27 protein-coding genes are annotated in these 25,546 nt (G+C 71.4%); 20 read left to right on the top strand and 7 right to left on the bottom strand.

Going from position 1 to position 25,546, the window contains the following annotated elements; genetic code table 11:
- Nucleotides 1-17 precede the first annotated feature (17 nt).
- Both minD and minE read left to right on the top strand, forming a co-directional pair.
- Nucleotides 18-833, top strand: coding sequence for a septum site-determining protein MinD (gene minD / locus ACFQPS_RS06870; protein WP_012568638.1), 816 nt, complete (start codon nucleotides 18-20; stop codon nucleotides 831-833).
- Nucleotides 830-1,123 (top strand): cell division topological specificity factor MinE, encoded by a 294-nt coding sequence (gene minE / locus ACFQPS_RS06865; protein WP_377357608.1) that lies wholly within the window; start codon nucleotides 830-832, stop codon nucleotides 1,121-1,123. Before minD ends, minE begins: the two co-directional genes overlap by 4 nt.
- A 66-nt stretch (nucleotides 1,124-1,189) precedes the next feature.
- Here minE and panB read toward each other — a convergent pair whose 3' ends face one another.
- Together panB and ACFQPS_RS06855 are read right to left on the bottom strand one after the other, a co-directional pair.
- Nucleotides 1,190-2,017 carry a 3-methyl-2-oxobutanoate hydroxymethyltransferase gene (gene panB, locus ACFQPS_RS06860; RefSeq protein ID WP_377357606.1) on the bottom strand — a complete coding sequence of 276 codons (828 nt, stop codon included), beginning with the start codon at nucleotides 2,015-2,017 and terminating at the stop codon, nucleotides 1,190-1,192.
- Between the two features lie 169 nt (nucleotides 2,018-2,186).
- Nucleotides 2,187-2,822, bottom strand: a complete 636-nt coding sequence (locus tag ACFQPS_RS06855; RefSeq protein ID WP_377357604.1) for an HAD hydrolase-like protein — start codon at nucleotides 2,820-2,822, stop codon at nucleotides 2,187-2,189.
- Nucleotides 2,823-3,126: 304 nt separating this feature from the next.
- Here ACFQPS_RS06855 and ACFQPS_RS06850 point away from each other — a divergent pair, with 304 nt between their 5' ends.
- From ACFQPS_RS06850 to ACFQPS_RS06815, 8 genes are all read left to right on the top strand, one after another.
- The gene (locus tag ACFQPS_RS06850; RefSeq protein WP_377357602.1) at nucleotides 3,127-3,765 is read left to right on the top strand and encodes an EF-hand domain-containing protein; all 639 of its coding nucleotides are present in this window, start codon (nucleotides 3,127-3,129) and stop codon (nucleotides 3,763-3,765) included.
- 110 nt (nucleotides 3,766-3,875) lie between these two features.
- The gene (locus ACFQPS_RS06845) at nucleotides 3,876-4,844 is read left to right on the top strand and encodes a ribonucleotide-diphosphate reductase subunit beta (protein WP_012568632.1); all 969 of its coding nucleotides are present in this window, start codon (nucleotides 3,876-3,878) and stop codon (nucleotides 4,842-4,844) included.
- A gap of 99 nt (nucleotides 4,845-4,943) precedes the next feature.
- The gene (locus ACFQPS_RS06840) at nucleotides 4,944-5,303 is read left to right on the top strand and encodes a hypothetical protein (RefSeq protein ID WP_377357601.1); all 360 of its coding nucleotides are present in this window, start codon (nucleotides 4,944-4,946) and stop codon (nucleotides 5,301-5,303) included.
- A 14-nt stretch (nucleotides 5,304-5,317) separates the two neighbouring features.
- Nucleotides 5,318-5,764 (top strand): type II toxin-antitoxin system YhaV family toxin, encoded by a 447-nt coding sequence (locus tag ACFQPS_RS06835; RefSeq protein ID WP_377357599.1) that lies wholly within the window; start codon nucleotides 5,318-5,320, stop codon nucleotides 5,762-5,764.
- A gap of 168 nt (nucleotides 5,765-5,932) precedes the next feature.
- The gene (locus ACFQPS_RS06830; protein WP_377357597.1) at nucleotides 5,933-8,080 is read left to right on the top strand and encodes a prolyl oligopeptidase family serine peptidase; all 2,148 of its coding nucleotides are present in this window, start codon (nucleotides 5,933-5,935) and stop codon (nucleotides 8,078-8,080) included.
- 190 nt (nucleotides 8,081-8,270) lie between these two features.
- Nucleotides 8,271-8,759: a DUF29 domain-containing protein gene (locus ACFQPS_RS06825; protein ID WP_377357595.1), complete on the top strand. Its 489-nt coding sequence runs from the start codon at nucleotides 8,271-8,273 to the stop codon at nucleotides 8,757-8,759.
- Between the two features lie 26 nt (nucleotides 8,760-8,785).
- Nucleotides 8,786-9,331: a GNAT family N-acetyltransferase gene (locus tag ACFQPS_RS06820; RefSeq protein ID WP_377357593.1), complete on the top strand. Its 546-nt coding sequence runs from the start codon at nucleotides 8,786-8,788 to the stop codon at nucleotides 9,329-9,331.
- A 99-nt stretch (nucleotides 9,332-9,430) separates the two neighbouring features.
- Nucleotides 9,431-10,351: a haloalkane dehalogenase gene (locus tag ACFQPS_RS06815; protein WP_377357591.1), complete on the top strand. Its 921-nt coding sequence runs from the start codon at nucleotides 9,431-9,433 to the stop codon at nucleotides 10,349-10,351.
- 41 nt (nucleotides 10,352-10,392) lie between these two features.
- Here the strand turns inward: ACFQPS_RS06815 and ACFQPS_RS06810 are convergent, their stop codons facing one another.
- Nucleotides 10,393-12,258: a ribonucleoside-diphosphate reductase subunit alpha gene (locus ACFQPS_RS06810; protein ID WP_417715181.1), complete on the bottom strand. Its 1,866-nt coding sequence runs from the start codon at nucleotides 12,256-12,258 to the stop codon at nucleotides 10,393-10,395.
- Between the two features lie 258 nt (nucleotides 12,259-12,516).
- On the opposite strand from ACFQPS_RS06810, the gene ACFQPS_RS06805 reads away from it, so the two are divergent.
- The 4 genes from ACFQPS_RS06805 to ACFQPS_RS06790 all read left to right on the top strand — a co-directional run bounded on the left by ACFQPS_RS06805 (nucleotide 12,517) and on the right by ACFQPS_RS06790 (nucleotide 16,679).
- Nucleotides 12,517-12,771 carry a type II toxin-antitoxin system prevent-host-death family antitoxin gene (locus ACFQPS_RS06805; RefSeq protein ID WP_377357589.1) on the top strand — a complete coding sequence of 85 codons (255 nt, stop codon included), beginning with the start codon at nucleotides 12,517-12,519 and terminating at the stop codon, nucleotides 12,769-12,771.
- Nucleotides 12,772-13,062: 291 nt separating this feature from the next.
- Nucleotides 13,063-13,209, top strand: a complete 147-nt coding sequence (locus tag ACFQPS_RS06800; RefSeq protein WP_377357588.1) for a hypothetical protein — start codon at nucleotides 13,063-13,065, stop codon at nucleotides 13,207-13,209.
- Nucleotides 13,210-13,323: 114 nt separating this feature from the next.
- The gene (locus ACFQPS_RS06795; protein ID WP_377357586.1) at nucleotides 13,324-14,670 is read left to right on the top strand and encodes a CRTAC1 family protein; all 1,347 of its coding nucleotides are present in this window, start codon (nucleotides 13,324-13,326) and stop codon (nucleotides 14,668-14,670) included.
- 143 nt (nucleotides 14,671-14,813) lie between these two features.
- Nucleotides 14,814-16,679 carry a DUF885 domain-containing protein gene (locus ACFQPS_RS06790; protein WP_377357583.1) on the top strand — a complete coding sequence of 622 codons (1,866 nt, stop codon included), beginning with the start codon at nucleotides 14,814-14,816 and terminating at the stop codon, nucleotides 16,677-16,679.
- A gap of 42 nt (nucleotides 16,680-16,721) precedes the next feature.
- On the opposite strand, the gene ACFQPS_RS06785 is transcribed toward ACFQPS_RS06790, so the two are convergent.
- Nucleotides 16,722-17,555, bottom strand: a complete 834-nt coding sequence (locus ACFQPS_RS06785; protein WP_377357582.1) for a hypothetical protein — start codon at nucleotides 17,553-17,555, stop codon at nucleotides 16,722-16,724.
- A gap of 163 nt (nucleotides 17,556-17,718) precedes the next feature.
- On the opposite strand from ACFQPS_RS06785, the gene dgcA reads away from it, so the two are divergent.
- Entirely contained in the window at nucleotides 17,719-18,723 is a 1,005-nt protein-coding gene (gene dgcA, locus ACFQPS_RS06780; protein ID WP_377357580.1) for an N-acetyl-D-Glu racemase DgcA, read from the top strand.
- Between the two features lie 59 nt (nucleotides 18,724-18,782).
- Here dgcA and ACFQPS_RS06775 read toward each other — a convergent pair whose 3' ends face one another.
- Complete coding sequence (locus ACFQPS_RS06775; protein WP_377357578.1) at nucleotides 18,783-19,250, bottom strand: hypothetical protein; 468 nt, start codon at nucleotides 19,248-19,250, stop codon at nucleotides 18,783-18,785.
- Nucleotides 19,247-19,609 carry a hypothetical protein gene (locus tag ACFQPS_RS06770; protein ID WP_377357576.1) on the bottom strand — a complete coding sequence of 121 codons (363 nt, stop codon included), beginning with the start codon at nucleotides 19,607-19,609 and terminating at the stop codon, nucleotides 19,247-19,249. Before ACFQPS_RS06770 ends, ACFQPS_RS06775 begins: the two co-directional genes overlap by 4 nt.
- Before the next feature lie 311 nt (nucleotides 19,610-19,920).
- Here ACFQPS_RS06770 and ACFQPS_RS06765 point away from each other — a divergent pair, with 311 nt between their 5' ends.
- The 3 genes from ACFQPS_RS06765 (at nucleotide 19,921) to ACFQPS_RS06755 (ending at nucleotide 23,619) form a co-directional block, all read left to right on the top strand.
- The gene (locus ACFQPS_RS06765) at nucleotides 19,921-20,667 is read left to right on the top strand and encodes a hypothetical protein (protein WP_377357575.1); all 747 of its coding nucleotides are present in this window, start codon (nucleotides 19,921-19,923) and stop codon (nucleotides 20,665-20,667) included.
- Between the two features lie 64 nt (nucleotides 20,668-20,731).
- Nucleotides 20,732-21,496, top strand: coding sequence for a metallophosphoesterase family protein (locus ACFQPS_RS06760; RefSeq protein ID WP_377357573.1), 765 nt, complete (start codon nucleotides 20,732-20,734; stop codon nucleotides 21,494-21,496).
- A 158-nt stretch (nucleotides 21,497-21,654) separates the two neighbouring features.
- The gene (locus ACFQPS_RS06755) at nucleotides 21,655-23,619 is read left to right on the top strand and encodes a PAS domain-containing hybrid sensor histidine kinase/response regulator (RefSeq protein ID WP_377357571.1); all 1,965 of its coding nucleotides are present in this window, start codon (nucleotides 21,655-21,657) and stop codon (nucleotides 23,617-23,619) included.
- Nucleotides 23,620-23,623: 4 nt separating this feature from the next.
- On the opposite strand, the gene ACFQPS_RS06750 is transcribed toward ACFQPS_RS06755, so the two are convergent.
- Nucleotides 23,624-24,109: a YajQ family cyclic di-GMP-binding protein gene (locus ACFQPS_RS06750; protein WP_377357569.1), complete on the bottom strand. Its 486-nt coding sequence runs from the start codon at nucleotides 24,107-24,109 to the stop codon at nucleotides 23,624-23,626.
- A 198-nt stretch (nucleotides 24,110-24,307) separates the two neighbouring features.
- Between ACFQPS_RS06750 and ACFQPS_RS06745 the strand changes: the two genes are divergently transcribed.
- Nucleotides 24,308-24,946: a class I SAM-dependent methyltransferase gene (locus ACFQPS_RS06745; RefSeq protein WP_377357567.1), complete on the top strand. Its 639-nt coding sequence runs from the start codon at nucleotides 24,308-24,310 to the stop codon at nucleotides 24,944-24,946.
- A gap of 76 nt (nucleotides 24,947-25,022) precedes the next feature.
- On the top strand, nucleotides 25,023-25,499 hold the full coding sequence (locus ACFQPS_RS06740) for a hypothetical protein (protein ID WP_377357565.1): 477 nt from the start codon (nucleotides 25,023-25,025) through the stop codon (nucleotides 25,497-25,499).
- Nucleotides 25,500-25,546 lie beyond the last annotated feature (47 nt).

Here is a 25,546-nt window from a genome sequence, read left to right as displayed (position 1 = left end):
AGAAGTGGAGACGCCTCTTGGCCAAGATCATCACGATGACTTCCGGCAAGGGCGGCGTGGGCAAGACGACCTCCAGCGCCGCCTTCGGGACGGGCCTTGCCCTGCGTGGGTTCAAGACCTGCATCATCGATTTCGACGTGGGTCTGCGGAACCTCGACCTCATCATGGGGTGCGAGCGCCGTGTCGTCTTCGACTTCATCAACGTGATCCATGGCGAGGCGCGGCTCAGCCAGGCGCTGATCAAGGACAAGCGGGTCGAGAACCTGTTCATCCTCCCCACCTCGCAGACGCGGGACAAGGACGCGCTCAGCCGTGACGGCGTGGAGCGCATCCTGGAGGAGCTGAAGAAGGAGTTCGACTACATCGTCTGCGACAGCCCGGCCGGCATCGAGCGGGGCGCGCAGATGGCGCTCTACTTCGCCGACCACGCCATCATCGTGACCAACCCCGAGGTCTCCTCGGTGCGCGACAGCGACCGTATCCTGGGCGTCATCCAGGCCCGCTCGCGCCGCGCCGAGATGGGGCTGGACCCGGTGCAGGAGCACCTGCTGGTCACGCGCTACGACCTGGAGCGCGTGGACAAGGGCGAGATGCTGAAGGTGGAGGACGTGCTGGAGATCCTGGCCATCCCGCTGATCGGCATCATCCCGGAAAGCCCGGCCGTGCTGAAGGCCAGCAATGTCGGCATGCCGGTCATCCTGGACGAGAAGTCCACCGCCGGGCAGGCCTACATGGACGCTGTGGCCCGCTTCCTGGGCGAGAAGATCGAGCACCGCTTCGCCAAGCCGGAGCGCAAGGGCTTCTTCGACCGGCTGCTGCGGAGGTCCGCATGAACCTTATGGATTTCTTCCGCCGGAACAAGGAACCGACCGCCACAACCGCGAAGGACCGCCTCCAGATCGTGCTGGCGCACGAACGCGCCGACCGCAACGCGCCCGACTTCCTGCCGGCCTTGCAGAAGGAACTGCTGGCCGTCATCAAGAAGTACGTGCCGATCGACGACGACAAGGTCGCCGTCAAGCTGGAGCGGGAGAGCGGCTGCTCCATGCTGGAGGTGAATGTCGAGCTGCCGGCGCCGCAGCCGGGCACCCCGCGCCAGCCGGCCACCACCGCGGTCGGCTGAACCGCCGGCGGCCTTGAGGCACAGGGGCCGGAAGGAAACGGGCCCGAAGAAAGCGGGCCGGAAGGATCAGGACGCCTTCCGGGCCGCGAAGACGTGCTCGGCGCCGGGGAAGCGGCGGGCGCGCACATCGGCGGCATAGGCGGCGGCGGCCTCCCCGATCACCGGCCCCAGCTCGGCATAGCGCCGGACGAACTTCGGGGTGAAGGCGCCGTAGAGGCCCAGCAGGTCGTCGGACACCAGCACCTGCCCGTCGCAGGCGGCGGACGCGCCGATGCCGATGGTGACGCAGGGCACGGCCTCCGTCACGGCGCGGGCCAGCGGCTCCACCACCCCCTCCACGACCAGGGCGAAGGCGCCGGCCTCGGCCACGGCGCGGGCATCGCTCAGGATCTTCGCCTGCTCGGCGTCGCTGCGGCCGCGGGCGCGGTAGCCGCCCAGCGCGTTGACCGCCTGCGGCGTCAGCCCGACATGGCCCATCACCGGGATGCCGCGGCGGACCAGGAAATCGACCGTCTCCGCCATCTCCTCCCCGCCTTCCAGCTTGACGGCGGCGCAGCCGGTCTCAGCCAGGATGCGGGCTGCGTTGCGGAAGGCCTGCTCGCGGCTTTCCTGGTAGCTGGCCCAGGGCATGTCCACGACGACGCAGGCGCGCGACGAGCCGCGCACCACCGCCCCGCCATGGGCGATCATCATGTCCAGCGTCACCGGCAGGGTGCTGTCGAAGCCGTACAGCACCATGCCCAGGCTGTCGCCCACCAGCAGCACCTCCACATGCGGGTCCAGCAGGCGGGCCATGGAGACGGTGTAGGCCGTCAGCACGGCGACGGGCTCCCGGCCCTTGCGGGCGGCGATGTCGGGCACGGCGAGGCGCTTGGACTGACCGGTGGCGCTCATGGCGGGTCCCTTCCCTTGCGGACTGGTCGGCCGGCGGACCCCGGCGGGTCCCGCGGCGCAGCACGGCGGTGAGGTACACCAATCCCGCCCGGCGTGCCAGCGCCCCGGGGACCCGCACCGGAGGGCGGCGCCGGGGTGGCGGCCCCGGGGTGACGGCCCCGCGCCGGCGCTACAGGCGGACGCCCAGTCCGGCGGCCATTCCGGCCACCGTATCGAAGACCGGATCGGCCCCGGCGGCGGCGAGCGCGGCCCGGCGGGTATAGCCCCAGGCGACCCCGGCGAAGGGCACCCCCGCCTCCCGCGCCGCATCGAGGTCGCGGATCTCGTCCCCGATGGCGAGCGCCTCCGCCGCCGGCACGCGCAGGTCGCGCAGCAGCCGGCGCAGCTTCGGGGCCTTGCCGAACAGCGCCGTTCCGCAGACGAAACAATCGACGGTTCCCGCCACATCCGGCCCCATCACCCGGCGCACGTTGGGTTCGGAGTTGGAGGTCAGGACGGCGATGGTGGTGCCCGCGGCGCGCAGCCCGGCCAGCAGCGCGGGCACGCCGTCGAACAGGGGCAGGCTGTCGATGTCCCGCGCCATGCGCCGCTTCATGTCGGCCGCGATCAGCGGCAGCTTCCAGGACGGCACCCCCAGATGCGCGATCAGGGTGCGCGCGCCGGTGTCCCGCATCGCCTCCAGCTCCTCCCGCGAGAGCCTGGGAACGCGCCATCGTTCCGCCATCGAATTGAAGTTCGCGGCGAACCAGGGATAGCTGTCGGCCAGCGTGCCGTCGAAGTCGAAGATGGCCAGTCGGACGGTCATGGGCATGCCGGGCAGCGGGGCGGTGGGGCGGGTGGATCGCCAGCTTTAACCTGCACCGCCCCCGTGCGCACCTGCGAAATGCCGGCCCGTGCGCGGGCAGCCCGCCCGGAAGGCTACTCGCCGCCGCGGCCGACGTGTAAGCTGAGGTCCCGCCCGTTCCCCGGCGCTCACCCGCCGCCGTCCCTTCCCCGGCGCCGTCGCGCCGTCGTCCATTCCCGGCGCTCGCGCGCCGCCACCTTTTCCTGGCGCTGACGCGCCGTCCCCCTTCCCGGCGCTCGCGCGCCGAAGCCGAGACCCGCCGCCCATGCGCCAGCTTCCCGCCCTCGCCGCGCTGACCCTGCTGCTCGCCGCCTGCGCCGCCGGTCCCGATCCGCAGGCCCCGCGCCCCCGCCTGACGGCCCTGAGTCCGGCGGGGGAGCCGCTGTCCGCCCCCACCCCGGACCCGGACGCCTACCGCGCCGCGCTGACCGACTGGTTCCGCAGGGCCGACCGCAACGGCGACGGCGTCGTGGACCGGATCGAACTCCTGGCCGACACCGACCGCGCCTTCGCCGCCTTCGACCTGAACCGCGACGGCCGCATCACCGCCGCCGAACTGACAGAGTACCGCCTGCGCTCCCCGTTCCGCGCCCCGCCGCCCCCGGCCGGGGGCGGACGGCCGGGGGCGGAAGGGGCGCCGGGCGGCGATCCGGGCGCGGCAGGCGTCGTCCCGCGCGAGCGTGCCGCCCGCAGCCGGGCCCGGCCCCGCCTGGACGCCGTGATGTCGGCCGACACGGATGCCGACTTCCAGGTGACGGCAGCGGAGCTGCGGACCCAGGCGGAGGCGCGCTTCGCCGCCGCCGATGCGGACGGCGACGGCCGCCTGACGCCGGAGGAGGTGCAGGCCCTCGCTGCCCGCACGCTGGAGGCCGCGACCCGCGCCCAGGACCCGCGGCGGCGCTGAGCGCCGGGAACCGCCCCCGCTTTCCACAGGGGGAGACGGGCAGAAGCCCTTCCCTGGGGCCTATGCTGTGCTATCTTACCGCACCACCCCCTAGATATAGTATGGACGCCATGGCCTCCCCCCTGCTGACGCCCAATCCGGTCTACAAGCCCTTCCGCTATCCCTGGGCCTACGAGGCGTGGCTGACGCAGCAGCGCATCCACTGGCTGCCGGAGGAGGTGCCGCTGGCCGACGACGTGAAGGACTGGCGGCAGAAGCTGACGGAGGCCGAGCGGAACCTGCTGACGCAGATCTTCCGCTTCTTCACGCAGGCCGACGTGGAGGTGAACAACTGCTACATGCGGCACTACAGCCGCGTCTTCCAGCCGACCGAAGTCTGCATGATGCTGGCCGCCTTCTCCGCCATGGAGACGGTCCACATCGCGGCCTACAGCCACCTGCTGGACACGATCGGCATGCCGGAGATCGAGTACTCGGCCTTCCTCCGCTACAAGGAGATGAAGGACAAGTACGACTACATGCAGGGCTTCAACGTCGACAGCCTGGAGGACATCGCCAAGACCCTGGCCGTGTTCGGCGCCTTCACCGAGGGGCTGCAACTGTTCGCCAGCTTCGCGATCCTGATGAACTTCCCCCGCTTCAACAAGATGAAGGGGATGGGCCAGATCGTCACCTGGTCGGTGCGCGACGAGACGCTGCACACGCTCTCGATGATCAAGCTGTTCCGCACCTTCGTGAACGAGAACCCGCAGGTCTGGACCGAGGCGTTCCAGCGCGAGCTGACCGTCTGCTGCGAGACGATCGTCCACCATGAGGACGCCTTCATCGACCTGGCCTTCGAGATGGGCCCGGTGGAGGGCATGACCGCCGAGGATGTGAAGCGCTACATCCGCTGGATCGCCGACCGCCGGCTGGGCCAGTTGGGCCTGGAGCCGGTCTACCGGATCGAGAAGAACCCCCTGCCCTGGATGGACGCCATCCTGAACGGCATCGAGCACACCAACTTCTTCGAGAACCGCGCCACCGAGTACAGCAAGGCCGCCACCCGCGGCACCTGGGACGAGGCGTTCGCGGACTGAGGCGTCCGCGGACGGAAGCGTCCTTGACCCTTGCCCGGCGGCGTGCGTACTCTTGTTCGTACATCCGGCATCCGTACTGCCGGCGGGGAGGGGTTTGACATGACCGGGCGCAGTGGCCACACCGACAGCACCGACTACCAGGGCCGTGGCACGACCGCCGGCAATTCGGAGGCGCTGCGCTTCGACAAGGCGCTGTTCCGCCGCCATCCGGAGTTCCGCGGCGCCCTGAAGGCGCGGGTGGTCGGACCCGGCGTCATGCTGGTCGTGGCGCAGGAGCCGCCCGCGGAGAGCGCGGCGGAGGACGCTGCCGACCCGATGCTGGCGGCCTGGCTGTCCTTCATCGAAGCCGACGCCCGCCAGTTGCGCGACCTGTCCGAGGAGCGGCTGGCGGAGATGCGGGAACTGGTCGCCGGCGTCACCGTGGGCGACGACGACGACCTGGACGGTGCGTCGTTCTGAGGGCCGCGCGGGCGATGCCTGTCATCCGCAACGGCTGGCGCCTGCTGGAATATCCCGCTCTGACGGAGAGCCTGGACCGGCTGGCCGACAGTGTCCGCCGGCTGCGCGCGGCGGACCCGGTGGGATATGTCCACCATCCCAACGCCAAGCTGCTGGGCCGGCTGCTGACCATCATGCTGGTGGAAGTGCCGGCCGACCCGAACCGGGCCGACTACCGGCTGAAGGGGCCACTCTCACCCTGGCGGCGGGTCGCGACCGGGCGCTGGCGGCTGTTCTTCCGCTTCGACAGCGGCAGCCGCATCATCGCCTACTGCTGGCTGAACGGGGCGGACGGGCTGCGCAAGGACGGCGATGCCGGCGATCCCTATGCCGTGTTCGGGCGCATGGTCGCACGCGGCACCCCGCCGGAGGACTGGCCCGCCCTGCTGCGGGCCTGCCGCGACGCGGCGCGGGAAGGATAGGCCGGGGGACCTGCCCGCGGACCGCCTCCCCCCGGGCGCCCCCCGGGCGTCCCCCCCGAGCGGCCCCCCGCCCAGGGGCCGAAGCTGTCCTTCCGCCACCCTCCGGGGGATGGTAAACCCCGAGGAAGGGGGGCGGCCGCCCCCGGCAGGAGGCTTGGAGAAGAAACAATGGCGAAGACGGGTTCCCTTCTCGCGGCGCTGGCCGCCGGTCTGCTGGCCGGCACGGGGCTGGCCGGGGCCGCCCTGGCACAGCAGCAGACGGCACAGGTCAAGGACATGGCGGCGGACGAGTTCCAGTGGCTTGAGGAGGTCGAGGGCGACAAGGCCATCGCCTGGGCCCGCGAGCAGAACGCGAAGACGCTCGCCCGGCTGGAGAAGGACCCCCGCTTCGAGCCGCTGCGGACCGAGGCCGAGCGCATCCTGACGGCGCGCGACCGCATCCCCTACGGCTCGCTGGAAGGCGGCGTGGTCGATAATTTCTGGCAGGACGAGGCGCATGTGCGCGGCCTCTGGCGCCGCACCACGGTGGACAGCTACCGCACGGCCGAGCCGGACTGGGACGTGGTGCTGGACATCGACGCCCTGGCCAAGGAAGAGAACGAGAACTGGGTCTACCAGGGCCATCTCTGCCTGGCACCGGACAGCAGCCGCTGCCTGGTCCGGCTGTCGCGCGGCGGCAAGGACGCCGCCGTGATCCGCGAGTTCGACGTCGAGAAGAAGGCGTTCGTGAAGGACGGCTTCGTCCTGACCGAGGCCAAGCAGTGGTACGCCTGGGCCGACCAGGACACACTTCTGGTCGCCAGCGACTTCGGCCCCGACAGCATGACCGACAGCGGCTATCCGCGGCAGGTCCGGCTCTGGAAGCGCAGCACCGAGCTTGCCAAGGCGCCGGTGCTGCTGACCGTGGCGAAGGACGACGTCTGGGCCCGGCCGCTGGCGATCCACCGGCCGGAGGGCACGGTGCTGCTGCTCAACCGCGGCCCGGACTTCTTCACCGAGGAATGGCATCTGGTCGGCAAGGACGGCAAGGCCACGAAGCTGGCGCTGCCGCTGACCGTGGAGTTGCAGGGCACCTTCCAGGGCCGGCTGCTGCTGCTGCTGCGCGCCGCCTGGACGGTGGGCGGCAAGACCTTGCCGCAGGGCGCGCTGGTCGCCGTGCCGCTGGCGGAGATCGAGGGCGGTGCGGCGCCGAAGACCGCCGAGCTGATCCTGGCGCCGACGGACACGGTCGCCATCCAGTCCGTCGCCATCGCCAAGGACGCCGTCTACGCCGCCCTGCTGGACGATGTGAAGGGCCGGCTGACGGCGCTGACCTCGGGCAAGGACGGCTGGGTCCGCAAGGACGTGGCCCTGCCCGAGGCCGGCAGCCTCCGCATCGTCTCCACCGACAGCTTCAGCACGGACGTTCTGGTGAACTTCGCCAGCTTCCTGCAACCCGATACGCTGTACCTGATGCCGGGCGGCGGCGCGCCGGAGGCGATCAAGTCGCTGCCGGCCCGCTTCGACGCCGCCCCCTTCACCACCGAGCAGCGTTTCGCCACCAGCGCCGACGGCACCCGCGTCCCCTACTTCATCGTGAAGCGCAAGGGGCTGGAGCCGACCGCCGACGCCCCGACCCTGATGTACGGCTATGGCGGGTTCGAGATCAGCTCGACGCCCGCCTACCTGTCGCCCCTGTCCAAGGCGTGGCTTGAGGCGGGCGGGGTCTATGTCGTCGCCAACATCCGCGGCGGCGGCGAGTACGGGCCGCGCTGGCACCAGGCCGCGCTGAAGGAGAACCGGCAGCGCGCCTTCGACGACTTCGCCGCCGTGGCGGAGGATCTGGTGAAGACGAAGGTCACCAGCCCGAAGCGGCTGGGCATCTTCGGCGGCTCCAACGGCGGCCTCCTGGTCGGCACCGCCTTCACGCAGCGGCCGGACCTCTACAACGCCGTGATCTGCGCCGTGCCGCTGCTGGACATGCTGCGCTACAACAAGCTGCTGGCCGGCGCGTCCTGGATGGGCGAGTACGGCAACCCCGACATCCCCGAGGAACGGGCCTACATCGAGAAGTACAGCCCGTACCAGAACGTGAAGAAGGACAAGGACTACCCCGAGGTCTTCTTCTACACCTCGACCAAGGACGACCGCGTGCATCCCGGCCACGCCCGCAAGATGGCGGCCCGGATGCAGTCCCAGGGCCATCCGGTGCTCTATTACGAGAACATCGAGGGCGGCCACTCGGCGGCGGCCAACCTGAAGCAGCGCGCCTTCATCACCGGTCTGCAAGGGGTCTACCTCATGCAGAAGCTGATGGACCCGCCGAAGGACCGCTGACCGGCAGGTCCTCCGGACGGTCCGCCGCACGGTTCGACGACGACATTCCGCGGAAGAGGACGCCGCGCGGGGAGCCCCCCGCGCGGCGTTTTCCGTTCAGAAGCGGCGCCCAGGCCGGCCCCGCAGCCGCTGGACCGGTGTCGCTGGACCGGCATCGGGGGCCACGCTACCATCGCGGCCGGAGGGACCGATGCGCGATCCGCTGGGATACGACACCGACATCTTCGCCTGGTCGCAGCATCAGGCGCAGGTTCTCCGCGGTCTGGCGAAGGGCCGGCGGGACCTGCCCAACGACCTCGACCTCCAGCATGTGGCCGAGGAGATCGAGGATTTGGGCATCTCCGAACTGCGCACCGTGGAATCGCTGCTGCGCCGGGTCCTGGGCCACGGCATCAAGCTCGCCGCCTCGCCCGAAGCGTTGGCGGCGGCCGGCTGGCGACGGGAGATCCGCACCTGGCAGGGCGACGCCCTGACCCGTTTCAGCGAGGGCATGCGCCAGCGTCTCGATCTGGAGCGGGCCTGGAGGCTGGCCCGGCGTGACGCGCTCGCGGACCTTGCGGAGTACGGAGAGACCGCCCCGGACCTGCCCACCACCTGCCCCGCCGGGCTCGACCTGCTGCTCGACGAGGGGTTCGAGCCCGATGCCCTGGCCGCTCTGATCCGGGGGGACGCCGCATGAGCCCCGGGCCGGGGAGCGCCGATCCCATGGTTGCCGGCCCCGCCGGTCCGCTGGCGGCCAAGGAACCGGCGGTCTTCCACAGCGCGCGGCTGGAGTTCCGTCCGCAGGGTCCCGACGATGCCGGCGCCTTCGCGGCCCTGCTGGGCGGGGACCGGGACGCCATCATGATGACCGCCTCCATGCCCTGGCCCTGCACGGAGGAGGCGATGCGCCGGTGGATCGTGGACCGGGGCACGGCCAGCCCCTACTTCACCATCCGCCGCCGCGAGGACGGCGCCGTGCTGGGCAGCATCGGCTGGAAGGACGAAAAGCCGGTGGCCGTGATCGGCTACTGGATCGGCATCCCGTTCCGCGGCCAGGGCTATGTGCAGGAGGCCGTGGCCTTCGCGCTGGACCTGCTGCGCGACCGCGGCTACCGCGAGGTGGTGGGCAACACCTTCGCGGAGAACCATGTCTCCCGCCGCGTGCTGGAGCGGATGGGCTTCGCCTATGTGGGGGATTACGTGGCCGACCTGCCGGGGCGCTGCGCGCAGCGCCCGTCCTGCCGTTACGTCTACCGCCTGGCGGACTGAAGGGCGATCCGTCCGGCCGGTGTCCGGACGGGCGCTCGACGCGCCCGCCGGCTTCCGCCACCCTTCCGGGAAAACCAGAACCGTCCCGGGAGGACCCCCATGACCGACGCCGACAGGCCCGAAGCCCTGCGCACACCCGACGACCGATTCCACGACCTGCCCGGATTCCCCTGGCGGCCGCACTATGTCGAGGACCTGCCGGGCTTTCCCGGCCTGCGCCTGCACCATCTGGACGAGGGGCGGCGCGACGGCCCCGTCTTCTTCTGCCTGCACGGCCAGCCGACCTGGTCCTACCTGTACCGCCGGATGCTGCCGGTCTTCGCCGAGGCCGGCCGCGTGGTGGCACCGGACCTGTTCGGCTTCGGCCGCTCCGACAAGCCGGTGGACGACGGCTGGTACAGCTTCACCCGCCACCGCGACTCGCTGCTGCGCTTCGTGGAGGCGCTGGACCTGCGCGACATCACCCTGGTCTGCCAGGACTGGGGCGGGCTGCTGGGGCTGACCCTGCCGGTGGACATGCCCGACCGCTTCTCCCGCCTGATCGTGATGAACACGGGCCTGGGCACGGGCGAGCATTCGCTGGGCGAGGGCTTCGAGGCCTGGAAGGCGTACAACCGCAGCCAGCCCGACATGGACGTGGCCAAGCTGATCCGGCGGGCGACGCCCGTGCTGACGGAGGCCGAGGCCGCCGCCTATGGCGCGCCCTTCCCGGACGTGCGTTACAAGGCCGGGGTGCGCCGCTTCCCCGAGCTGGTGCCGGCCAGCCCGGACGCGGACGGCGCCGCCGTGTCGCGCCGGGCGCGCGACTTCCTGAAGACGGCGTGGAACGGTCCCGTCTTCATGGCCGTGGGCATGCAGGACCCGGTGATCCCGCCCAAGGCCATGGCCTATCTGTGCAGCCAGATCCGCGGCTGCCCCGAGCCGATGCAGGTGCCGGACGCCGGCCACTTCGTCCAGGAATGGGGCGCCCCCGTCGCCCGCGCCGCCCTGGACGCCTTCGCCCGCGCCGGGGCGGCGTAAGGGGCGGAGAGCAGGGGCGGCGGGTCAGCCGCCCCCGCCCCTCACTGGCAGGCGAGGCATTCCTCGTACTTCGCCGGTTCCAGCGGCGTCTCGGGCTTCGCGGCGGCGGCCGGGCGGGATTCGCTTTCGGCACGCTGCACGGAGAGCGAGCGCAGGTAGTAGAGGCTCTTAACGCCCTTCTTCCAGGCCTGGAAATGGATCTGGTGCAGGTCGCGCTTGTGCACGTCCGCCGGCAGGAAGACGTTCAGCGACTGCGACTGGCAGATGAACGGCGTACGGTCGGCGGCGTGCTCGATCAGCCAGCGCTGGTCGATCTCGAAGGCGGTCTTGAACAGGTCCTTCTCGTCCTGGGACAGGAAGTCCAGGTGCTGCACCGAGCCGCCGTTCAGGGTGATAGACGACCAGGTGTCCTCGTCGTTGCGGCCGTGCTGTTCCAGCACCGCCTCCAGGTACTTGTTGCGGACCGACCAGCTCCCCGACAGGGTCTTGTGCGTGTAGGCGTTGGCCGCGATCGGCTCGATGCCGGGGCTGGCGCCGCCGCAGATGATGGAGATGCTGGCCGTCGGCGCGATGGCGATCTTGTTGGAGAAGCGCTCCTTGCCGCCATACTCCGCGGCGTCCGGGCAGGGGCCGCGCTCCGCCCCCAGCGCGAGGCTGGCGGCATCGGCCTGGCGCTTGATGTGGGCGAAGATGCGCTTGTTCCACACCTTCGCCATCACGCCTTCGATCGGCACGCCCTGGCCTTGCAGGAAGCTGTGGAAGCCCATGACGCCGAGCCCGACCGAGCGTTCGCGCATGGCCGCGTACTTCGCCCGCGCCATCTCGTCCGGCGCCTTGGCGATGAAGTCGGTCAGCACGTTGTCGAGGAAGCGCAGCGTGTCCTCGATGAAGGTCGGGTGGTCCTGCCACTCCAGGAACGTCTCCAGGTTCAAGGACGACAGGCAGCAGACGGCCGTGCGCTGCTGGCCCCAGGGGTCGAGCCCCGTGGGCAGCGTGATCTCCGCGCAGAGGTTCGACATCTTCACCGTCAGCCCGGCCAGCTTGTGGTGCTCCGGGATGGCGCGGTTCACATGGTCGATGAACAGCAGATAGGGCTCGCCCGTCTCCACCCGCGCCGTCAGGATGCGGATCCAGAGCTGGCGGGCAGAGACGACGCGCAGGGTCGCACCGTCCTTCGGGCTGACCAGCTTCCAGTCCTCGTCCGCCTCCACCGCGCGCATGAAGGCGTCGGGGATGACCACGCCATGGTGCAGGTTCAGCGCCTTGCGGTTCGGGTCGCCGCCGGTGGGGCGGCGCATCTCCACGAACTCCTCGATCTCCGGGTGCCAGACCGGCAGGTAGCAGGCGGCCGAGCCGCGGCGCAGGGAGCCCTGGGAGATGGCCAGCGTCAGGCTGTCCATCACCCGGATGAAGGGGATGACGCCCGAGGTCTTGCCGTTGCCCTTCACCCGCTCCCCGATGGAGCGCAGGTTGCCCCAGTAGCTGCCGATGCCGCCGCCCTTGGCAGCCAGCCAGACATTCTCGTTCCAGAGGCCGACGATGCCTTCCAGGCTGTCCGACGCCTCGTTCAGGAAGCAGGAGATCGGCAGGCCGCGGTCGGTGCCGCCGTTGGACAGCACCGGCGTCGCCGGCATGAACCAGAGGCGCGAGATATAGTCGTAGAGGCGCTGGGCGTGCGCCGTGTCGTCGGCGTAGTAGCTGGCGACGCGGGCGAACAGGTCCTGGTAGGACTCGCCCGGCAGCAGGTAGCGGTCGTCCAGCGTGGCCTTGCCGAACGCCGTCAACAGGTTGTCCCGGGAATGATCCACAAGCACGGCCGGGTGCTTGGTCATCTGCACCCGGGCGAAAAGACCGCCCGTTTCCGGCGTTCCCTGCTGCCGCACGTCCCCGATGTCGCCGTCGCGCATGACTCTGTCCCCGTTATCCCCAGCCCCGGTATGCCCGGTCTGTGGATAAGCCGGGCTTCGCCACCACATCTAGCGGCGGCAAGCGGACATCGTACCAGATGTCGCACCCCTGCCAAGGGAAAACTGGTCGTTGGCCCCGGGGCGGGGCGGCCCGTCCGGTCGGACCATGCCCGCCCCGGAGTCGATGGTTGATCGCCACGGCCAGAACACGGATCATCCGGGGGACTGAGGCAACCCTCCAGCATCGGGATTCCAGCCATGCCCACCGTCGGCGTCCTCGAATTCCAGCGCAATATCGGCCAGTTCCAACACGAAGCACGGCGCGAACCGGTGGAGATCACCCGGCACGGACGCCGCGAATATGTGCTGATGACGGCCGAGCACTATGACTGGCTGAAGGCCGCCGCGCAGCGGACGCACAGGACCGCCGATGCCGCCGACATCGTCCAGGCCGCGGTTGAGCGGGCCGAGATGGACCCCGAACACCGACATCTGGATGATCTGCTGAAGTAGGGTGCCTTCGGTGCGGCTCACCGACCCCCGGCCCGGTCTGGTCGTCCGCTATGACTATCTCTGGACGCACGAAGCCGCCCGCGGGCAGGACCAGGGCAAGGACCGTCCGGCCTGTCTGCTGGCCGCCAGCGACAGTGCCACGCAACCGCGTTACGTTGTCCTGCTGCCGATCACGCATACACCGCCCATGGGCGATACGGTCGGTGTCGAAATCCCGGCGAAGGTCAAGCAGGCGCTCGGCCTTGATGACGCACCGAGCTGGGTGATCGTGTCGGAGCATAACATCGACGAATGGCCCAACGGGGGGGGCTTGCGCCGGCCCCGGGCAAAGGTGAGACATTCGCCTACGGGTTCATCCCGCCGGGCCTGTTCGCGCGGATCAAGGCCGCGTTCCTGGAACTGGCCCGGCAGAAGAAGAGCACCGCCGTGCGCCGCTGAGCGCCCCTCTTCCGCGCCGCTCCCTCCGTGCCCGGCCGCGGGCGGTCCGGTGTCTTGCCGGGACGCCGCCGCGGGGTGTATCGAATCAGGCATTTCCGCGGTCCGGAGGTCCGGATGTTCATCGCCTGCTCGAACCTGATCGCCCGCAACCCCGCCGGCCATGCCCAGGGTCTGGCGGTGGCCGATGTGGACGGCGACGGGCGGGACGAGATCCTGGTGGCCGGCCAGCCGAACCGGGTGCTGAAATGGAACGGACAGGGGCTGGCGGACATGGCCGATCCCGTCCTGGCCGACCCCGAGCGCCGCGCCGTCGCCATCGCCTGCGCCGACCTGGACGGCGACGGTCGGGAGGAGGTCTATGTCCTGAACGGCGAGCCGGCTTCCGGCGCGGCACCGGCGGCGGACCGGCTGTTCGCCTGGTTCGGCAGCCGCTGGATCGATCTCTGCGCCCTGCCGGAGAATCTCGGCGCCGCCAACCGTCACGGCGGCCGCGCCCTGGCCGTGCTGGACCGCACCGGCGAGGGCCGCTACGGCGTGCTGGTGGCGGGGCGCGAGGGGGCGCTGCGGCTCTTCGAGCTGGACCGGCGCGGCCGGCTGCACGACATGGCGGAAGAGGCCGGGCTGGACGTGCCGGTGACCGCGACCTGCCTGCTGGCCGCCCCCCTGTTCGGCGAGGCGCCGGACGTGGTCGTCGGCGGGACGGGGCCGAACCTGCTGTTCCGCAACCTGGGCGACGGCGGCTTCGAGGAGATCGGCGGCAGCCACGGCGTGGCCGATCCGGGCTTCGCCGCCCGCGCCGCGGCCCTGCTGGACAGCGACGGCGACGGGCTGCTGGATCTGGTGGTGGCGAACGGGGACGGGCCGCACCGGCTGTTCCAGCGCCGCGCCGGCGGCGGCTTCGCCGACATCGCCCCGCCGGAGCTGGCCGAGCCCGGCCGGGCGCGGACGGTGATCGCCGCCGACTTCGATAATGACGGCCACGAGGAGCTGCTGGTCACCCTCCAGGGCGGGCCGAACCGCCTGTTCGCCTGGCGCGACGAGCGCTGGACCCGGATCGACCCGGGCGACGCCGCGGCCCCGCACGGCACCGCCGCCGTCGTGGCCGACCTGGACGGGGACGGGCAGCTTGAGCTGCTGCTGGGGCCCGGCGGGGCGGCACCGCACCCGCTGAGCCTGTTCCTGGCCGAACCGCGCGGCCACCACTGGCTGCGGGTGCGCCCCCTGACCCGCATGGGGGCTCCTGCCCGCGGGGCGCTGGTGCGGCTGACGGCGGCGGGGCGCACGCAGATCCGCGTCATCGACGGCGGCGGCACCTTCTGCCAGCGCGAGCCGGTGGCGCATTTCGGCCTGGGCGACGCGACGCGGGTGGAGCGGCTGGAGGTGCGCTGGCCCGATGGCGCCGTGACCCGGCTGGACCAGCCGCGCCCCTGCCAGACGCTGACCCTGCGCCAACCCGGCTGATCCCCCGTCCCGGTCCGCGCCTTCCCGGCCGCCCTTCCGGTCCTGGCGGGCGTGACGAAGCGGCCCTTGCCGGGCATCGGCCGCCGCGCGACAGTGCCGCAAATGCGCCGGAGCCACCGGCGCGCAACGACGGACAGGGGCACATGAGCGTCAAGGGATTCCTGCTGGGTACGGCGGCGGTGCTGGGGATCGCCGCGGGGGCGGCGGTCTATGTCGTGGGCTGGGGCAAGCCGCCGGACATCGACTGGATGGTCGAGCGCCAGACCATCTACCAGGTCCTGGACGACCCGGAGACGCTGACCTTCCTGGGGCTGGTGGACAACACCTGGCTGGACTTCCATTCCGGCCGGCTGACCGACCTCTCGCCGGAGCGGTTCGAGGAGTCCAAGGCCGACCTGCGCCGCTACCTGGAGCAGATCCGCAGCTACGCGCCGGAGGAACTGGTCGGCCAGCAGGTGCTGACCCGCGCGGTGATGGAGTCGTTCTACGGCGATCTGGCGGCGCAGCAGGCGTTCGACTGGATGACGCCGGGCGGGCTCTATCCCGTCAACCAGCTCTCCGGCGCGCCGGTCAGCCTGCCGCAGTTCATGGAGGCGCAGCACCGCGTCATCGACCGGCGCAGCGCCGAACGCTACATCGAGCGGCTGCGCGCCTTCGGCCCCAAGTTCGACCAGCTTGCCCACTGGGTCCGCTTCCAGGCGGAAAGGGGCGTGATCCCGCCCGACTTCATCGTCGCCCGCACCGCCGAGCAGATGGAGGCGTTCACCGCGAATCCGGCGGTGGAGAACCCCCTGGTGGGCGGGCTGGCCGCCAAGCTGGAGAAGCTGACCGACCTGACGGCGGCGGAGAAGGATGCCCTGGTGGCCGCGGCCGTGGCGGCGGTGGACGGCAGCGTCTATCCCGGCTACCGCGCGCTGGCCCGGCTGTTCCGCGAGGAGCTGGCCCCGAAGGCGACGCATGACGCCGGCGTCTGGCACCAGCCGCGGGGCGAGGAATACTACGCCCTGATGGTGCGCAGCCAGACCACCACCGACCTGACCCCCGACGCCGTCCACGCGCTGGGGCTGAAGGAGGTGGAGCGCATCACCGCCGAGATGGACGCCATCCTGCGCGGCCTGGGCCTGACCGAGGGCACGGCGGCCGAGCGGCTGAAGGCGCTGTCGGAGGACCCGCGCTTCCGCTACGCCAACGACGCGGCCGGCCGCGAGGCGGCGCTGAAGGACGTGCGCGGCCTGACCGAGGCCGTCATGAAGAAGGCGCCGGACTGGTTCAACCTGCTGCCGAAGCAGCCGGTCGAGGTCTGGCGGGTGCCGGAGCATGCCGAGAAGTCCGCACCGGGCGGCTACTACAACCCGCCGGCCCTGGACGGCACGCGGCCGGGCATCTTCTACATCAATCTGGGCGACATGAACCGCTGGCCGCGCTGGAGCCTGCCGACCCTGACCTATCACGAGGCGGTGCCGGGCCATCACTTCCAGCTCGCCTGGGCGCAGACCATCGAGGGCGTGCCCACCTTCCGCCGCGTCTATCCCTTCAACGCCTATGCCGAGGGCTGGGCGCTCTATGCCGAGCGGCTGGCGCGGGAGATGGGGCTCTACGCCGACGATCCCTACGGCGATCTGGGGCGGTTGCAGTCGGAGATCTTCCGCGCGGCGCGGCTGGTGGTGGACACCGGGCTGCACCACAAGCGCTGGAGCCGCGAGCAGGCCATCGACTACATGGTCTCCGTCACCGGCATGGAGCCGGACGGCGTCCGCATCGAGGTCGAGCGCTACGTCGTCGATCCCGGACAGGCGCTGGCCTACAAGGTGGGCGAGCTGAAGATCCTGGAACTGCGCGAAAGGGCGAAGGCGGCGCTGGGCGACCGCTTCGACATCCGAGCCTTCCATGACGTGGTGCTGGGCAACGGCGGCCTGCCGCTGACCGTGCTGGAGCGGGTGGTGGACGACTGGATCGCCGCGACCCGCGCCCCCGCCGCTACGGCGGGAACGGCGGCGACGGCCGGCTGACGGCCCCCAGAACCGGGGCGACGGAGCGATGCCGGAGCGGGGTCAGTCCCGCTCCGGCGCCACCGGGGCCGCCGGTGCCACCACGGCCTGCCAGAGCCGGGCCATGGAGACGGCGGTGGCGGAATAGGCGAGGAAACTCAGGACCGGGCCGACCACGTTCAGCGCCAGCCCCAGGTCGAGCTGGAGCAACACCGTCCCCACGATGGCTCCGGGCAGGGCGATCAGCCACAGCGTCAGCATGGCGGTAAGGGCCGCCTCCTTCGTCGTCCGCCAGGAGGGGCCGAGCGCCGCCGGCAGGTCCAGCGCCACGGGCGCCACCCCGGGCAGCAGCCGCCCAGTGATGTAGTAGGCGGGCAGCAGACCGATCAGCCCGCCGAGCACCGCCCCGAGCCGGGCCCCGGTAAGGGCCGCCTCCTCCCCCGCCAGCCCGAACAGGGAGGCGCCGAGGAAGAGGAAGACATCGCCCACGAGCACCAGCAGCAGCAGCGTCGGCATGGCGCACAGCCCGGCCAGCAGCGACCAGCCCAGCGTCCGCAGCTCCCGCCCGCCCAGGCCGGGATCGAAGAATCCCCCCGTCCCGTCGCCCGTGACGGTCCAGCGCGACCAGCGCACCACCAGCCGGCCATAGCTCCACATCGCGGTCAGGATGGCCAGCAGGACATACCCGGCATTGGCCGCCATCCAGGCTTCCATGACGGCCGGGTCCTCCGACTCGGGCATCGGGCGGGCGATCGACAGGAACCCCCAGAGCCCCAGCGCCAGCACGGTCGGCAGGCCGCCGAACCGCAGCAGCCGGCCGGGATCGGCCAGCACGGCCGCATAGGCCAGCTTCGTCTCGGCCAGGGCCGCCGGCCAGACGGTTGCGAGCGCCGCCATTCAGTCCCCCTATCACGCTTGCGCAGGCCAGAAGTGGGACGACGCGCCGCGGCAATCAACCATGCCGTCGCGCGGCCCCCTGGCGCATCTGGCCGCAGGACGTAGACTGGGGGCGTTCGCCCGTCCAGCCTTCGCTGAGCGATCCAGGAAGAGAACCGATCCGATGCCGTCGTCCGACGTGGTCCGCCGCCTGACCGTGCGCTGCGAGAGCTTTCCGATCCGCGGCACCTTCCGCATCGCCCGCGGCGCCAAGACGGAGGCGCGGGTGGTGGTGGCGGAGGTGAGCGACGGCGCCGTCACCGGCCGCGGCGAGTGCGTCCCCTATGCCCGCTACGGCGAGACGGTGGAGGGCGTGGCCGCGGCGCTGGAAGGGCTGGCCGGCGCCGTCGCCGCCGGGCTGGACCGGGCGGCGCTGCAACGGGCGCTGCCGCCGGGGGCGGCGCGCAACGCGCTGGACTGCGCGCTCTGGGACCTGGAGGCGAAGCTGACCGGCCTGCCGGTCTGGCAGCGCGCCGGCCTGGATGCGGCCCCCGCTCCCGTCACGACCGCCTTCACCCTGTCCATCGACGCGCCCGACGCCATGGCGCGGGCGGCGCGGGACGCGGCGGACCGGCCGCTGCTGAAGCTGAAGCTGGCGGGGGACGGGCTGGACCTGGAGCGGGTGGCGGCGGTGCGGACGCACGCCCCGGCGTCGCGCCTGATCGTGGACGCCAACGAGGGCTGGACGCCCGAGTCGCTGCACCGCCTCGCGCCCGACTTCCACCGGCTGGGGGTGGAGCTGATCGAGCAGCCCCTGCCCGCCGCGGACGACGACGCGCTGCTGGGCTACGAGAGCCCGGTGCCGCTGGGGGCGGACGAGTCCGTCCACGGGCTGGACAGCCTGGAGCGGCTGCGCGGCAAGTACCGGGTGGTGAACGTCAAGCTGGACAAGACCGGCGGCCTGACCGAGGCGCTGGCCCTGCGTGACGCCGCCCTGGCTGCCGGGCTGGAGGTGATGGTCGGCTGCATGGTGGCGACCTCGCTTTCCATGGCGCCGGCCCTGCTGCTGGCGCAGGGCACGCGCTACGTGGACCTGGACGGGCCGCTGCTGCTGGCACGCGACCGCGACCCCGGCCTGCGCTACGTCGGGGCGACGGTATCGCCCCCGGAGCCGGCGCTCTGGGGGTGATGCCCTCTGGGGCTGCGCTGCCCGCGCGCCCGGCGCCGCTCAGGTCACGACCGGCCCGCTCAGGTCACGACCAGGGAGACGATCAGCACCTCGGTCACGATATCGCCCAGCACCTCGCGGGCGATATCGGTCGCCCGCTCCTTCAGAACCAGGGCCGTCTCCGCCCCCACCTTGCCGTCGCTGCCGACGGCGAGGTTCCAGTTCTCGGCCAGGAGAAGCCCTTGCAGCCGGGGCTGCTGCGAACGGGCATAGTCGCGCCAGGTGTCGGCCTTCAGGACGATGTCCAGTTCCACCGTGGCAAGGCCGAAGGGACCGCGGGCGGGAACCGGGATGGCGAAGGGCTGAAGCCGGAAGTGGTTCTGCGGCGGCCGGTAGGGACCGCCCGCCTGGGCCGTTCCTCCCGCCAGCAGCAGCGGCAGGGCCGCGAGCGCCCCTGCCAGCAGCGCCCGCCGGCCAAGGACAGGACCGGCGGGGGCAGCGCTTCCGGGAGCCGGGCGTGCAGGGGCGGAGGATGACCGGGCGCTCACGCCCCGTCCCCGCCGCCGCCCGCCTCGATCCGCTGCCAGCGGTACCAGGCCAGCCACAGCATCAGAAGGCCGACCAGCAGCGCCCCGTTCAGGAACAGGAGCACCGCCATGGCGCCCAGGCAGGCCACGGAGGTCACGTCCCACAGTTCGCGCTGGCCGCGGCGGACGAGCATGGTGCCCGCCGCCATGCTGGCCAGCACGGCGATGATGAAGGCCAGGAGCATCGCCCACAGGCCCTGGTCGGGCGGCAGGTCCGACGCCCGCACGATGGTGGCGGCGAGCACGCCGTCCCCCAGAATCTTCAAGGCCACCGGCTGGATCGGGAACCCCGCCGGCGGCTGATCGTCCAGCACGCTCATGGTTCTCCTCTGGTCCGGTTCCGTCGTCCCGGTACTGTCCCCGTGGACACCAACGGCCGAGGATGGAGACAAGTCCCCGAACGCCCCCTCCTCGAACGTCCCCTCGTCGCGCGGCCCCCGCCCTGCGGAAAGCGCCGCGGAACCGATCCCGTCGATATGGGCCCGCCGGCCACGGGCCGCAACCTCTCCGACGGCCCGCGGGACCGCCCGCCCGGCGTCCATTGGTCGCGGCCGTGACCGTGCGGGGACCGTTAACGGACCGGCAAGGGACGCCGGCGAAGAGTCGGGAAAGACCCCGACGGAGTGCGCCCATGCGCTTCCCCTTCTCCCGCCGCCCGGCCGCGGCGGCGTTCCGCCCTGCGGCCCTGGCCGTCATGCTGGGGCTGACGGCGCTGCCGGCCGCCGCGGCCGACGGTCCTGCCCCAAGCGACGGGGGCCGGCCGGAGCAGGCCCGCCAGGGGATCTGGCATGCCACCTGCGACGGGCGTGAGGCGGCGCGGACCTGTACCGTCAGCGCCCGCCCCGCCTATGCCGACCACCGCGGTGGCCGCGGACGGGCCAGCATCACCCTGCGCCGCGACTCCGCCTGCACCAGCCTCCATGTCGGTTTCGACCGCGACATCGACGTGCGCCGGCCGGTGCTGCTCCAGGTGGATGACGGCCCTGTCCACGGCTTCCACACCGACCGGGAGCTGGTCGCGCTGGCCCGCGCCGTGGATGAGGGACCGAGCGCCCTGCGGACGCCGATGGCACCGGCCTTCACCGCCTTCCTGGAGGAGGTGGCGACCGGACGTCTCGCCCCCGGCACGGACGCCGCGAGCGAACTGGTGGCCCGCTTCGCCCTCTTGAAGGAGACGCGGCGGCTGGGCGTCACCTGCCCCGGCACCGACCGGCTGCTGCCGGAGCTGCGCCGGGGCCGGATGCTGCATCTGAGCTTCCATGTCCGCCGGGAGGAGGAGCCCGCCCCCTACCACTGGACCGTCTTCGACCGGCGCACGGTGAGCGTGCCCCTGGAAGGACTGGACATCCTCTTGGACTCGCCGGCCCCCCTCCCCTAATCTGCGGACCGCGCCGCCCCGTCCGGAGGGAGGGGCGGCCCGGCGGCAACGGGAGTGGACCTGCGTGATCGGTTCCTGGTTCCGGCGACAGACGGCGAAACCGCCGCCGCGCATCGCAACGGTGCCGGAAGGCCAGCGCCTCTATGCCATCGGCGACATCCATGGCCGTGCCGACCTGCTGGACCGGCTGCTGGAGCGCATCCGTGCGGACGCCGCCGCGGCACCGGAGCTTCAACATACGCTGGTGCTGCTGGGAGACTATGTCGACCGCGGCCTGGACTCCGCCGGGGTGGTGGAGCGGCTGGCCGGCGGCCCGCCGCCGGGCTTCGGGATGATCTGCCTGAAGGGCAACCATGAGGATGCGCTGCTACGCTTCCTGGAGGACCCCGGCGTCGGGGTGGACTGGATGCGCTTCGGCGGCCTGGCCACCCTGATGAGCTACGGCGTGCGCCGGCGCGACGGTCTGCCCGAATCTGTCTGGCTGGAGGAGGCCCGGCTCGACCTGCGCGAGAAGCTGCCGCGGCATCATCTGGCCTTCCTGACGGCGCTGCGCACCCATGTCGCCGTCGGCGACTACCTGTTCGTGCATGCCGGCATCCGGCCCGGCCGCCCGCTGCACCAGCAGGAGGAAGGCGACATGCTGTGGATCCGGGACGCCTTCCTGGCCTCCACCACCGATCATGGCGCCCTGGTGGTCCACGGCCATTCCATCAGCGAGGCCCCGGACGTGCAGCCGAACCGGATCGGCATCGACACCGGCGCCTATGTCACCGGGCGGCTGACGGCACTTGTCCTGGAAAAGTCGGACCGCCGCTTCATCGTGACCTGATAGGGTGTATCGGAACCGGGGCCTCGGCCGAAAGCGCTATCGACTGCATAGACTATTACTTTCGACCATGCCCCGAAAGCGGCTGTTTCCAATCGTTCCATTCAACTTTCTAATCCTTGCGGCCACCGGGTAACCGTCGTTCAGAAGAGTCCCCAGCCTTGCTCAGTCTGTTTCGCGCCCTGATGCCCGCCAACCGCGTGAGCGCGTCCGAGGCGGAGGAACTCCAGCACGCGGTACGCGCCCTGCGTGCCTGGGAAGGCGCGCTGCGGGAAGCCGCGGGCGCCGGCCCGGTCGTCCTGTTCGTGCAGGACTGCGATCTGCGCTATCTCTGGGCCACCGACGGCGTGTCCCTGCATCCCGACGGCATGATCGGCCGCACCGACCACGACATCCCCCGCAGCCCCGACCAGTGCCTGCTGATCTCCACGAAACAGCGCGTGCTGGAGACGGGGGCGGCGGAGCGGCTGTCCTTTCCGCTGGCGGGACCGGAGGGGGTGCAGGTCTTCGATCTGCGCCTGACGCCGATGCGGGCGCCGGACGGCCGCGTCGTCGGGCTGACCGGCATCGGCATCGACGTGACGCACGAGCGCATGGCGGCCCGGGCAGCCGAACAGAGCGAGATGCGCCTGCGTCTGGCCCTGCGCGTGGCCCCGGTGACGATCTTCACCCAGGACCGTCATCTCCGCTACACCTGGGTCTACAATCTGCCCAAGGGCCTGCGGGATGAAGACTTCCTGGGCCGCACCGACCTGATGCTGGACCTGCCGGGCGTCGGTCTGGCGGAGATGTACGCCTTCAAGAAGCGTGTCCTGGAGAGCGGCCGCGGCGACCGCCAGACCTTCCGCATGCCGGCACGGGACGGGGTGGCCGATCGCTGGACCGACATCGCCGTGGAACCGCAGCGGGAGAACGGCGTCATCGTCGGGCTGACCGGCATCGCCATCGACGTCACCGCGGACATGCGCCGCAAGGCCGAGGCGGAAGCCGCGAAGCTGGAGGCGGAGCGGGCGAACCGGGCCAAGTCCCGCTTCCTGGCCGCGGCCAGCCACGACCTGCGTCAGCCCTTCCAGGCCATGCGGCTGTTCCTGCACCTGCTGGAGTCCCGGCTGGAGGACCCGACGCAGCTCGACCTCGCCCACAAGCTGGGCGAATCGCTGGATTCGGGCGAGAGCCTGCTGAACGCGCTGCTGGAACTGTCGGCGCTGGAGGCGGCGACGGTCACACCCTCGCTGGCCAGCGTGCCCGCCGGCCCGATGCTGCGCCGGCTGGCCCAGGAATTCGCGCCCCAGGCCGCCGTCAAGGGGCTGCGCATGCGGGTGGTGCCGGCCACGGTGGACATCCGCTCCGATCCGGTGCTGCTGGACCGCATGCTGCGCAACCTGCTGAGCAACGCCGTGCGCAACACGGCCCGGGGCGCCCTGCTGCTGGGGGCCCGCCGGCAGGGCGGACATCTGCGGCTGGAGGTCTGGGATACCGGCAGCGGCATTCCGGCGGACAAGCAGCAGGCCATCTTCGAGGAGTTCGTCCAGCTCGACGAGGGCCCGCGCGACCGCCGCCAGGGCCTCGGGCTGGGCCTCGCCATCGTGAGCCGCACGGCCCAGTTGCTGGGCCATCGGGTGGAGGTGCGCTCGGTTCCCGGCAGGGGGTCCTGCTTCAGCGTGACGGTGCCGCTGGCGCGGGCGGCCCTGCCCGCCGCGGGCAACGGCGGGGACGGGGACGAGCGGGGCCGCACCCCCGGCATCGTCGTGGCCGTGGCCGAGGACGACCGCCTGCAACTGGCCGCCCTGGAGGCGATGCTGAGCGACTGGGGGCTGCGGCCCGCGGCGGCCCCGGACGCGCCGGGGCTGCTGGCGGCGCTGGAGCGGCTGGGCCGCGCGCCGGATCTGGTGATCTCCGACTACCGGCTGCCCGGCGGCGGCCTGGGCACGGACCTGATCGCCCAGGTGCGGACGCGCTTCGGCACTGCGGTCCCCGGCATGCTGCTGACCGGCGACACCCACCCCGACCTGCTGGAGCAGGCGGATCAGCTGGGCATCGCCATCGAGCACAAGCCGATCCACCCCAACCGTCTGCGCCGGGCCATCGAGGCCGCGATCGGCACCGACCTGCGCCGGCGGGCGTAGCGGGTCAGTCGCGGAAGTTCACGTACTGCAAGGGCTGTTCGATCTTCAGCCCCTTGACCAGCCGGATGCACTCCTGAAGGTCGTCGATCTTCTTGCCGGTGATGCGCAGTTCGTCGCCCTGGATCGAGGCCTGGACCTTCATCTTGCTGTCCTTGACAGCCTTGACGATCTTCTTGGCGAGGTCCTGGTCGATGCCCTGCCGCACCGTCACCACCTGGCGCAGGGTGCTGCCGGCCGCGTTCTCCTCCCGGCCCCAGTCGAGCGCACCGGGGTCGAGCTTGCGGCGCACGAAGTAGCCCTTCACCATCTCCTGGAGCTGGGACAGCTTGGTCTTGTCCTCGGTATGAAGGGTGATCTCGTTCTCCTTGCGCTCGATCGTGCTCTTGGAGCCCTTGAAATCGAAGCGGTTCTGGATCTCGCGCAGCACGCCGTCGATGGCGTTCTGCACCTCGGCGAGGTCGGTCTTGGAGACGATGTCGAAGGACGGCATGGGGCCTCTGTCGGAACGTCTTGGAACAACGGAACGTCTCGGGACGGCGGAACGCCCTGGATCTGCCCCACGGGTCGCGCGGTTCCGCCATCCTGTCAAGCGCGTGTGACCGCAGGCGGGTGCGGCTATGCGGCGGCCAGGCGGTCTGCTACCCATTCGGGACCATGGCAGACGGGTAACGGAAACAGGAAGGACAAGATGCAGAAGGTGCTTCATGTCGGCTGCGGTCCGGCGCCGACCCGTCTCCACGCCCTGTTCGACCGCACGGCCTGGGAGGAGGTGCGGCTCGACATCGACCCCGCGGTCCGACCGGACATCCTGGGCTCCATCACCGACATGGGGCAGGTGCCCGACGGGGCGATGGACGCGCTCTATTCGTCGCACAACATCGAACACCTCTACCCGCACGAGGTGCCGGTGGCGCTGCGCGAGTTCCGCCGCGTGCTGCGGCCGGACGGGTTCGCCCTGATCACCTGCCCCGACATGCAGTCCATCGCCACCCTGGTGGCGGAGGGCAGGCTGGAAGACCCGGCCTATGTCTCCCCCGCCGGGCCGATCACGCCGCTGGACATGATGTACGGGCTGCGCTCGGCGCTGGCCGCCGGCAACCTGTTCATGGCGCACCGCACCGCCTTCACCCACCGCACCCTGGGCGCCCATCTCCAGGCGGCGGGCTTCTCCCGCATCCTGGTGCAGCGCGATGCCCGCCGCTTCGCCCTGTGGGCGCTGGCGCTCGTGCAGGACGCCCCGCCGGAGCGGCTGCGGGTCCTGCTGGACAAGGGCTTCCCCCTGCCTGTGCCGGACAGCGTGCTGCAACCGCCGCAGCCGGCCGGCTGACGGCAGCGGTTGACGGGGCCCGGCCGCTCCCCACCTAAGGGGCGGACGCGAAAGGCGAAAAAGGAGACGAACCGCCATGCCCTTCATGGACCGCGAGAGCTTCATCGCGCTGCTGGACAGCCTGGGCGATCCGGATGACGCCAAGGCCCTGGAGGCGGCGCGGACGGTCCACCGCCGCATGGTCGATGCCGGGGTCGGCTGGGATGCGCTGCTGGTGCCCGCGCCGCGGGCCGATGGCGACGAAGGGGACGGGGACGCGGGAGACGGGCTCGACCTGGATCTGGACGATGCCGGCGTGGACGATGCCGGCGTGGACGACACCGGCGGAGACGGGGCGGACACCAGCGGGGCAGAGGCGGGCGGCAGGGCCGGGGGACCGGAGGACCAGGCCCTGATCGACCGGCTGCTGGCGGACTACGCCCTGTCCGAGCAGACGCGGCAGGAACTGACCGACCTGCGCAAGGACATCGCCGCCGGGGAGTTCGGCCCGGCAGACAGCCGCTATGTCCGCCAGCTCGCCCGGCGGCTGAAGCCGCGGGCAGGCGGCCGGTAGGGTCCAGGGCGTAAAGCGTCATGCGCGGGGCGGAACATCCGCCCCGC

It is taken from the genome of Rhodocista pekingensis, assembly GCF_042665545.1.
Classification (GTDB): Bacteria; Pseudomonadota; Alphaproteobacteria; order Azospirillales; family Azospirillaceae; genus Rhodocista; species Rhodocista pekingensis.
Note: the sequence above shows the minus strand (reverse complement) of the source record. Positions and strands in the feature narration are given on the sequence as shown.

What these genes read in the sequence shown, in the direction of transcription:
- minE (WP_377357608.1), top strand. Translation starts at nt 830, where the DNA reads ATGAACCTTATGGATTTCTTCCGCCGGAACAAGGAACCGACCGCCACA.
- panB (WP_377357606.1), bottom strand. Translation starts at nt 2,017, where the DNA reads ATGAGCGCCACCGGTCAGTCCAAGCGCCTCGCCGTGCCCGACATCGCC.
- ACFQPS_RS06855 (WP_377357604.1), bottom strand. Translation starts at nt 2,822, where the DNA reads ATGACCGTCCGACTGGCCATCTTCGACTTCGACGGCACGCTGGCCGAC.
- ACFQPS_RS06850 (WP_377357602.1), top strand. Translation starts at nt 3,127, where the DNA reads ATGCGCCAGCTTCCCGCCCTCGCCGCGCTGACCCTGCTGCTCGCCGCC.
- ACFQPS_RS06845 (WP_012568632.1), top strand. Translation starts at nt 3,876, where the DNA reads ATGGCCTCCCCCCTGCTGACGCCCAATCCGGTCTACAAGCCCTTCCGC.
- ACFQPS_RS06840 (WP_377357601.1), top strand. Translation starts at nt 4,944, where the DNA reads ATGACCGGGCGCAGTGGCCACACCGACAGCACCGACTACCAGGGCCGT.
- ACFQPS_RS06835 (WP_377357599.1), top strand. Translation starts at nt 5,318, where the DNA reads ATGCCTGTCATCCGCAACGGCTGGCGCCTGCTGGAATATCCCGCTCTG.
- ACFQPS_RS06830 (WP_377357597.1), top strand. Translation starts at nt 5,933, where the DNA reads ATGGCGAAGACGGGTTCCCTTCTCGCGGCGCTGGCCGCCGGTCTGCTG.
- ACFQPS_RS06825 (WP_377357595.1), top strand. Translation starts at nt 8,271, where the DNA reads ATGCGCGATCCGCTGGGATACGACACCGACATCTTCGCCTGGTCGCAG.
- ACFQPS_RS06820 (WP_377357593.1), top strand. Translation starts at nt 8,786, where the DNA reads ATGGTTGCCGGCCCCGCCGGTCCGCTGGCGGCCAAGGAACCGGCGGTC.
- ACFQPS_RS06815 (WP_377357591.1), top strand. Translation starts at nt 9,431, where the DNA reads ATGACCGACGCCGACAGGCCCGAAGCCCTGCGCACACCCGACGACCGA.
- ACFQPS_RS06810 (WP_417715181.1), bottom strand. Translation starts at nt 12,258, where the DNA reads ATGCGCGACGGCGACATCGGGGACGTGCGGCAGCAGGGAACGCCGGAA.
- ACFQPS_RS06805 (WP_377357589.1), top strand. Translation starts at nt 12,517, where the DNA reads ATGCCCACCGTCGGCGTCCTCGAATTCCAGCGCAATATCGGCCAGTTC.
- ACFQPS_RS06800 (WP_377357588.1), top strand. Translation starts at nt 13,063, where the DNA reads ATGGCCCAACGGGGGGGGCTTGCGCCGGCCCCGGGCAAAGGTGAGACA.
- ACFQPS_RS06795 (WP_377357586.1), top strand. Translation starts at nt 13,324, where the DNA reads ATGTTCATCGCCTGCTCGAACCTGATCGCCCGCAACCCCGCCGGCCAT.
- ACFQPS_RS06790 (WP_377357583.1), top strand. Translation starts at nt 14,814, where the DNA reads ATGAGCGTCAAGGGATTCCTGCTGGGTACGGCGGCGGTGCTGGGGATC.
- ACFQPS_RS06785 (WP_377357582.1), bottom strand. Translation starts at nt 17,555, where the DNA reads ATGGCGGCGCTCGCAACCGTCTGGCCGGCGGCCCTGGCCGAGACGAAG.
- dgcA (WP_377357580.1), top strand. Translation starts at nt 17,719, where the DNA reads ATGCCGTCGTCCGACGTGGTCCGCCGCCTGACCGTGCGCTGCGAGAGC.
- ACFQPS_RS06770 (WP_377357576.1), bottom strand. Translation starts at nt 19,609, where the DNA reads ATGAGCGTGCTGGACGATCAGCCGCCGGCGGGGTTCCCGATCCAGCCG.
- ACFQPS_RS06765 (WP_377357575.1), top strand. Translation starts at nt 19,921, where the DNA reads ATGCGCTTCCCCTTCTCCCGCCGCCCGGCCGCGGCGGCGTTCCGCCCT.
- ACFQPS_RS06750 (WP_377357569.1), bottom strand. Translation starts at nt 24,109, where the DNA reads ATGCCGTCCTTCGACATCGTCTCCAAGACCGACCTCGCCGAGGTGCAG.
- ACFQPS_RS06745 (WP_377357567.1), top strand. Translation starts at nt 24,308, where the DNA reads ATGCAGAAGGTGCTTCATGTCGGCTGCGGTCCGGCGCCGACCCGTCTC.
- ACFQPS_RS06740 (WP_377357565.1), top strand. Translation starts at nt 25,023, where the DNA reads ATGCCCTTCATGGACCGCGAGAGCTTCATCGCGCTGCTGGACAGCCTG.